Source organism: Candidatus Villigracilis sp. (genome assembly GCF_057083605.1).
Window position 1 is genome coordinate 1 of the sequence record NZ_JBXMTI010000050.1, and the last position, 7,366, is coordinate 7,366.

Here is a 7,366-nt window from a genome sequence, read left to right on the forward strand (position 1 = left end):
GGCGAACCAGGAAGAGCAATAAGATGATCTCAGAACCGTTCATAGCTATCTCCTTTCTTTATCCTGCCCATAGGATACGGCTTCCTTAAAATAAAGTAAATTCGGCTCGCTCCCCATCTTGGATGAAGGACTCACGCATCTTTCCCCGCCCAAATCTGCGGGCAACACCCCAGGCCTTTCCCCAATCTGATGGGTGATTCGCCCCACGCCCCAGCCCTAAAGGAATGACACAATCAAGACCTATGTCATCCCTTCGGGATTTGAAATAACAACTATTACATCTATAATCATCACACCCCTTCAGGGTTGAAAACCAACCACAGCATCCTTTATTCGATAAAACCGCAACATATAACCATACAAAGACTCTCGCTTCACGCATCCTAGCGTGATTCCCTGAGCGAAGCGAAGGGTCTCTAACCCTGAAATCAGAGATTCTTCGCTTCGCTCAGAATGACACTGCATAAGGTGAGTTAATAAAAAAAGACTCTCACCTCACAATGAAAGTCTTTGCACTTCACTTGTTACTTATTACTCTTTACTTATTACTGCCCTTCCCCCTACGCCTTAATAATCCCCTTGCGGATCGCGTACCTCACCAACTCCGACCTCGAATGTAGGTTCAACTTCCGCATGATGTTCTCGCGGTGGCGTTCCACTGTCTTCGGGCTGATGACCAGAACTGTGGCGATCTCGTCGTTGCTGGCGCCTTCTGCTAGATGAGTTAGCACTTCCCGTTCACGATCTGTCAATCCATCCAGGTTTACCTTTTCATCGGTTGTACGCTCGGAATTGAAAAAATCACGCACCAGCAATTTTGCGAGTGATGGATATAGATATACCTCCCCGATGGCTGCCGCTTTAATGGCTGTGATCAATTCTTCGGGAGCGGCGCGCTTGGGGACATAGCCCGATGCGCCCGCATCCAGCATTTGGAAGAAATATTCCTCGTCCTCGTGAATGGTCAATGCCACGATATTCACATCTGGAAATTTTCTTTTTATCTCGCGAGTGGCTTCGATCCCCGTTTTATCGGGTAGGCCAATATCCATCAAAATAACATTGGGCTGTACACGCTCGGTTTCCATTAATGCCTCTGCGGCAGAGGCAGCCTCGCCAACGATCTCCATTTCCTTTTGCCCACCCAGCAGCATCTTCAAGCCTGAACGTACAACGGCATGGTCATCCACCAATAGCAAACGGATCGTCATTCTATTCCTCTTTCCTTACCAGGCTATATGGGATCACCGCTTCTACCTCTGTCCCGTAATCAGGCCGCGAGTGAACTTCCACAGTCCCGCCTAGCAGAGCGGCGCGTTCGCCCATGCCTGCCAACCCCAGCGATACACGACCAATACGATTTTTAACCGCATCCATATCAAAGCCTATGCCGTTATCACGCACCAGAATATATGCGGACTTTTCCTTGTAATCCAAGTTCACACTCACACTGGTGGCACGTGCATGTTTGATGATGTTGTTCAACGCCTCTTGAATAATGCGGAAGATAGCGATCTTGACGGCCTCATCCAGGACATGTTCTTCACCCTCGATATTCACTTTGATGATAAGGCGAGTCATCTCTTGCAGGCGGCTCGTGTACCATCTCAAGGTGGCAGATAAACCCAGGTCGTCGAGGTGAGCAGGCCTCAGGTCCGATATGATGCGTTGTAATTCACGTAAAGAGTCAGATGTGAGGATTTGTAATTCATGCAAAGTGTCGGTCTGACCTTTGCGATGTTTTAATTCATCTGAAAGACCGCGCAGGCCCATGCCTATGGCCGTAAGGGACTGGCCCGTTTCATCATGCAGGTCACGCGCAATGCGCTGCCTTTCGGCTTCCTGGGCGGCAACAACTTTTCTGAATAATTCAGCGCGCAGTTCCTCCCGTTCACGTGACTCATGCAGGCGCGCCTCCTGCAAGTCTGCGATCTTGCGATCATTTTCCACTTGAAAGGCGCGCAGGAAACGAATGACAAAGATCGAAGCAAAAATGGCTGTGACCGCCCGCAGCAATTGAACGGGAAAGCCAAAGAAATCTATAAATGCTTCAGAGTTTAAGAAAGTGGATGGAGGTAATTTGCTCGGCGCAGTAAAGATCTGACCGACGAGACTATACCAGCCGAAAGCAACCGAAGCCCACAAACTATCGCGCCCAAAACTGACCAGCCCCGCACGGCGAAAGGTGCGCTGCTGCACTACAAGCCCAGCCGCAGCCAGCAGACCGGCAGGGATGGCAATCGAATAACGCGTCCAGACATCGGCAATGGCATAAATTTCATCCTGCGCATACATGCCTTTGTAAGCAAGCAAGCCATAAACCCAAACGGCTTCAAGTGCCAGCGGAATGATGAGACTCACCCGCCATGTAGACTCGCTCCCCAATACCAGGTAGGAGCCAAACGCGGCTAACGATAGAAAGGAAAAGGCTAAAAGTGAAAGCGCGATCATTGGGAAGATGAGTGTAAAGAAGCCGCTCAAATGCCCCATGACCTTTAACATTTCCAGCCATTCATGCGCCGCGTGTACCAGCCCAAACGCCGCCAGCGGACGCAGGGCCATCCTCAAGCGTGCATCTGTAGAACGACCACCTTCCATTGCCACCAGCAAGCCCATGCTAAAAAACGCAAGGCCGTAAAAAAAGTAGATGATGATGAGAGGTGATTGGTTCATGTGGTTATTCAGACTTCGGAAGTCTTTGAGACTTCCGAAGTCTCCTACACTACTCTTCCTGCGGCCTCAAGCGCGCACCACATACACGGCAGAAACGATCACCATGCTTCGCCCGCGTACCGCATTGAGGACAATAGGCTTCCTCGCTATCATCCTCACTCTCAACAACAGCGTGGGCTCTGTGCCTTGATCTTTTGGAAGAGGAACGTCCTGCTTGCCAGTAATACACAATTCCGCCAATGATCATCACCACACCCAAACCGCCGATAATATAAGGCAGCGAATTGTTAAGCGACACGCGGCCCGGTGTATTTTCATCCACTGGTGCAGCAGGTTGAATGCCCTCCGGTGGTGCAACCAAAGTGTCTGTTATTTTCTCGTACGTCAGGTTCAAGGAAAATTGTTCGCCGCGCGCAAGATTTTTGATACCGCTGTCGTAATAATTGCTTCCATTTTCCTGGGATATAGACTCATAAGCCGGGTTCATCGATAATGATGCAACATCCGTGGGTTCCAATACAAGGACATGGAATTCATTTACCGCATATTCCCCATCCCACAAATAGGAAAAGATGCGCTGGTTTCCATTGAACGTGAGCGGCTGATAATATTCAAATCTATAGATTGTGTTCTCACTGATCGTCACTGTGAAAACCTGCCACTCCCCATCTTCTCTTGGCCCGTCGAACAAGGCATTTAAAAAGTTACCGTCGCTTGTAAGAGATGCCACTGCCACCAAATTTGCTTCCGGTGGAATACGAAAGGTCAGGTCAACTGGTAATGGCGTGCTTGCGGCCACTTGAAAATCTGAGATCACCAACATGCTGGGCTGGTCATATTCAGGCCATAACTGTACGGTCATGTTGGAAAGGGTTGCATTAGTTTGTACAAATGCCAAAGAGGGAAATACAAACATCAACCCCAATACCGAAATTAACAGTAGCTTGCGCATGGATACCTCCAAACGATAAAGTTTTTTTGATACCGACCTCGTCACACCGCACTTGCAAGCGGTGCAAGTGTTGCGAGTCGCCGCTCTTGTTCTTTGGCGGCGAGGCAATCTCGCACGTCGCTACTGAGATTGCTCACCGCACTGGTGCGCGGCGCAAGTGTCAGGCAAGAGCAAGTACGCCCTCGCACATCGTTCCCGAATGGGAAATGACGGATATGAAATAATGGTTTTTCTTTATCTTACCATGCGGTTTTTCGGAAGTGCATAGACGAAGTCACGCACTATTGCGGATAAATGTCACCCTTTTTATAGTCACCGCAAAAAATAACATCCGCAGATTACGCAGAAAAGAAAAATCTGCCAAATCTGCGTAATCTGCGGATAAACCCTACCAGACCTATTTCTAAATTGCGCGTACCAATCTCCAGCACGCACGGTTATATGGAGTCTTGATTCCATGCTTCTGACCATGCCTCATCACCGCGCCGCAGATCGCGTCGATTTCAGTGGGAGCGCCGCGCCGCACATCCTGGAACATGGATGACATATTCTTCGCAGTTTTTCTCGCCACATCTTCCGCCGCCGAAACAGGGTTGCTGAACGGCAAATGTACATGCTCCGCCTCTGCCACTTCTGCGGTCTCGCGCGCCAAAGCAGACATCACCTTGTGCGCCTGCGGACGTGATAACAACTCACCATTCGGGATTCGCAGCAGCGCTGTCAATGGGTTGATGGCTGCATTGATGACCAGCTTGCCCCAGATGAGCGACTGGGCATCGTCCACGATTTGTAAATTGAAGTTGGATGACCGAAGAGCCGCCTCAAGCGGACCGAGAGCCTGATTCTGTTCCAAGGAAATGACTCCCTCCCCGCCCATTTTCACCAGGCCCGGGCCGAGCAGAGTCGCTCCAGTGGTGGTAACGCCTAATGAAACACGAGCAGGCCCAAGGTCCCGCATGAGCGTTTCGCGGTTGCCGAGTCCATTTTGAAGAGTGACAGCGAGACCATCATCTGCAAGCGATTCTTTGAGTTGATGCGCCGCGCGTTCCGTCTGCCATGATTTGACCAGCACCAGCGCATACTTCGCACCGCTCACTTCATGAGGATCATTTGTGGCACGCACTTTATATGTGCGTTCATTTCCATTCGTATCCTGAATGCGTGCGCCGTTTTCTTGAAGCGCTTTCAATCCATCCCTCCACGTCCCAAGCATGGACACGGAATGACCCGCTTCACTTAATCGCGCCGCAAAAAGTGTAGCCAATGCGCCAGTACCGACAAGTAGAATATCGTTTTTCATTGTATTTACCTTTAATATGTCGTTGCGAGCCACGCTCTTGCTTTTGCGGCGAAGCAATCTCCTCGTAGTGTTGGAGGTTGCTTCTCGAAGACTCGCAATGACGAAAAATTATTTGATTTCCTTTTGAAACATATTCCATTCTTCATCCGTCATTTCAACCGTGTGTTCAACAGCGGGGAAGCGTTTGCTTTCAACATCGTCGATGTAATCAGTGAAAGCCTTGTTCATTTCTTCATGGAAGTTTGCATACTTCTTGACGAACTTGGGAGTGAAGCGGTCGAACAGACCCAGCAGGTCATGAGTGACCAGTACCTGGCCGTCGCAACCTGCGCCTGCGCCAATCCCAATGGTGGGAATGGAAATCTTCTTCGAGATCAATTCCGCCAATCGCGCAGGCACGGACTCGAGCACCAGGCCGAACGCGCCTGCATCCTCCAATATCTGCGCATCTTCAAGCAAACGTTTTGCGGCGGAAGCAGTTTTGCCCTGTGCGCGGAATCCGCCCAGCTGATGGACAGATTGCGGCGTGAGCCCGAGATGCCCCATCACAGGGATGCCTGTACCCACAATCGCGCGGACAGCATCCGCCCGTTCGCGTCCGCCTTCAAGTTTGACAGCATCCATGCCGCCCTGCTGCAGGAAGCGCCCGGCATTGCGGACAGCTTCCTCCACAGAAACCTGATAAGACATGAATGGCATATCACCGATAAGCATGGAGTTTTTTGCCCCACGCGAGACGGCGCGGGCATGATGCAGCATTTCTTCCATGGTGACGGGTAATGTGTTTTCATAGCCCAATACCACCATCGCAAGCGAATCGCCCACGAGGATGGAATCAATGCCTGCCTTGTCTATCGCCATGGCGGTGGGATAGTCGTAGGCGGTGAGCATGGTGATCACCTCGCCGCGTTCCTTCTTCTGGCGGAACGTGAGCGTGGTCACCTTTTTACGCTGCTGTGACGTGCTGGTTGAAACTGGTGTTACAGTTGACATGGTACCCTCCGATAAAGGTAGAGTCCGACTTGTCCCGCACATTTCCTTTATCTCTTTTCGAGATGTGCGGGATTGCGTGCTGGCACCCCTGATGTGCACGCGATTTCGGTTTGATGGGATTAACGCCGTCACGTTCTTGTGGATACGTGCGACATGGATATTATACATAAAAGCATGATTTCGGGTATTAAAATTTTGTCTGAAAAATGCGGACCTTTTTCCGCTTTACGAAGATGATGAAATACGGTTTTTACCTCAGAGGATGGTATTTTTGGACCTTGCCTGCTTTCTGGCGAGGCAGAGGGATAGGCGTATAATGGCGGTTATGGAATATATAAGGTGTTATGCAGCAAAATTGCTGTATAAACCATAGTTGGCTGGCTCCTTTGAAATAGAATTATGAAGGGATATCAAATATAAATGAATGCTTACGACCTACCTGCCAGTTTTCGAGAATTCGCTTTCATGCCTAAGTGGGAAAGCGATATTGAGTATCTGGCAAACGACTTGGCTGACCACGAAGATTGGGGGTACAAACTCACGGCATCGCCCACCCCTCATCCTGTTTTAGAAAACTACATCAAATATACATACAGAAGGATTGCTGAAGAAAAAAAGGTGGCGGTCACAAAAGATGAAAAGTTCGCTTGTTGGAACACAGGTCTAATCACCCCAAACCAAGAACCCATTTATATTTTGTTTAGCGAAAATCAATTTGCTGACCGACAAACTTACTGGCATTTTTCAAAGTTTGCTCGTCGCGGACAATGGGAATTAAATCGTTTTGACGCATTACCTGAAATGTGTCATTATTTTGAAGATCCATCTGTTCTGGTTTATGACACAAGAAAAGAGTTGCGAGCAAACATCGAGCACATTATTGCAGATAATCGCATCAGATTTCCTGCCGAATTGCAGGCAATGAGTGATTTCGCCCTACAGAATATAGTAAAGGGCGCAATTGACAGTGTGCGTGAGCGAGTCAAGCGAAACTACAAAACAGCCGTTCCTCAATATTTTCAAGGTACTATTCAACTACTATTGCCTCTTTGCCTCACAAATCCTGCAAAGGCTGATTTAGCAATAGCCATTGAAAGATTTTCGGATTTTTATCGTGCGTCAACCTGCCTTACATTAGATATGGCTTATAACAATGCAAGACAACTCGCACGCCCTGACAAAGAGTGGTTGCAACCATAAACGCCAGCCAACACAGCGTGCACCCGACGAGTGGGAGTCACCGCGTTTTTTGAGCTTTTTCTGAGCTTTGGCAGGTTTCCGCTTCTGAGCTTTTTCCTCGCCAGCCGCTGGTAACGCCAGCTGTGAACTGGAACAAGATCTGTAACAGAAAAACTGGAAGAACATGCGTTACAGTTCTAACGCAAAAAACTGAAAGAACATGTGTTACACCTTCTGGTATGGGAGCCAGGAGGTGGAACGATGAAGAC

Annotated in this window: 7 protein-coding genes; 1 reads left to right on the forward strand and 6 read right to left on the reverse strand. The window is 49.3% G+C overall.

Annotation, left to right across the window (positions count from 1 at the left end):
- Positions 1 to 560: 560 nt before the first annotated feature.
- From AC14M5_RS08170 to panB, 5 genes are all read right to left on the reverse strand, one after another.
- Positions 561 to 1,211 carry a response regulator gene (locus AC14M5_RS08170; RefSeq protein ID WP_484029157.1) on the reverse strand — a complete coding sequence of 217 codons (651 nt, stop codon included), beginning with the start codon at positions 1,209 to 1,211 and terminating at the stop codon, positions 561 to 563.
- 1 nt (position 1,212) lies between these two features.
- Positions 1,213 to 2,673 carry a sensor histidine kinase gene (locus tag AC14M5_RS08175; RefSeq protein ID WP_484029158.1) on the reverse strand — a complete coding sequence of 487 codons (1,461 nt, stop codon included), beginning with the start codon at positions 2,671 to 2,673 and terminating at the stop codon, positions 1,213 to 1,215.
- A 49-nt stretch (positions 2,674 to 2,722) separates the two neighbouring features.
- The gene (locus tag AC14M5_RS08180) at positions 2,723 to 3,625 is read right to left on the reverse strand and encodes a zinc-ribbon domain-containing protein (RefSeq protein ID WP_484029159.1); all 903 of its coding nucleotides are present in this window, start codon (positions 3,623 to 3,625) and stop codon (positions 2,723 to 2,725) included.
- Positions 3,626 to 4,028: 403 nt separating this feature from the next.
- Positions 4,029 to 4,925, reverse strand: a complete 897-nt coding sequence (locus AC14M5_RS08185; RefSeq protein WP_484029160.1) for a ketopantoate reductase family protein — start codon at positions 4,923 to 4,925, stop codon at positions 4,029 to 4,031.
- Between the two features lie 108 nt (positions 4,926 to 5,033).
- A complete protein-coding gene (gene panB, locus AC14M5_RS08190; protein WP_484029161.1) occupies positions 5,034 to 5,918 on the reverse strand; it encodes a 3-methyl-2-oxobutanoate hydroxymethyltransferase in 885 nt (294 codons plus the stop codon).
- 420 nt (positions 5,919 to 6,338) lie between these two features.
- Between panB and AC14M5_RS08195 the strand changes: the two genes are divergently transcribed.
- Positions 6,339 to 7,118 carry a DUF3825 domain-containing protein gene (locus AC14M5_RS08195; protein ID WP_484029162.1) on the forward strand — a complete coding sequence of 260 codons (780 nt, stop codon included), beginning with the start codon at positions 6,339 to 6,341 and terminating at the stop codon, positions 7,116 to 7,118.
- 37 nt (positions 7,119 to 7,155) lie between these two features.
- Here AC14M5_RS08195 and AC14M5_RS08200 read toward each other — a convergent pair.
- On the reverse strand, positions 7,156 to 7,366 hold a 211-nt coding region (locus AC14M5_RS08200), incomplete at its 5' end, for a hypothetical protein (protein WP_484029163.1).

Bases quoted from the DNA above. Each gene is read 5' to 3' on its own strand.
- panB (WP_484029161.1), bottom strand. From the start codon at position 5,918: ATGTCAACTGTAACACCAGTTTCAACCAGCACGTCACAGCAGCGTAAA.
- AC14M5_RS08170 (WP_484029157.1), bottom strand. From the start codon at position 1,211: ATGACGATCCGTTTGCTATTGGTGGATGACCATGCCGTTGTACGTTCA.
- AC14M5_RS08185 (WP_484029160.1), bottom strand. From the start codon at position 4,925: ATGAAAAACGATATTCTACTTGTCGGTACTGGCGCATTGGCTACACTT.
- AC14M5_RS08195 (WP_484029162.1), top strand. From the start codon at position 6,339: ATGAATGCTTACGACCTACCTGCCAGTTTTCGAGAATTCGCTTTCATG.
- AC14M5_RS08180 (WP_484029159.1), bottom strand. From the start codon at position 3,625: ATGCGCAAGCTACTGTTAATTTCGGTATTGGGGTTGATGTTTGTATTT.
- AC14M5_RS08175 (WP_484029158.1), bottom strand. From the start codon at position 2,673: ATGAACCAATCACCTCTCATCATCATCTACTTTTTTTACGGCCTTGCG.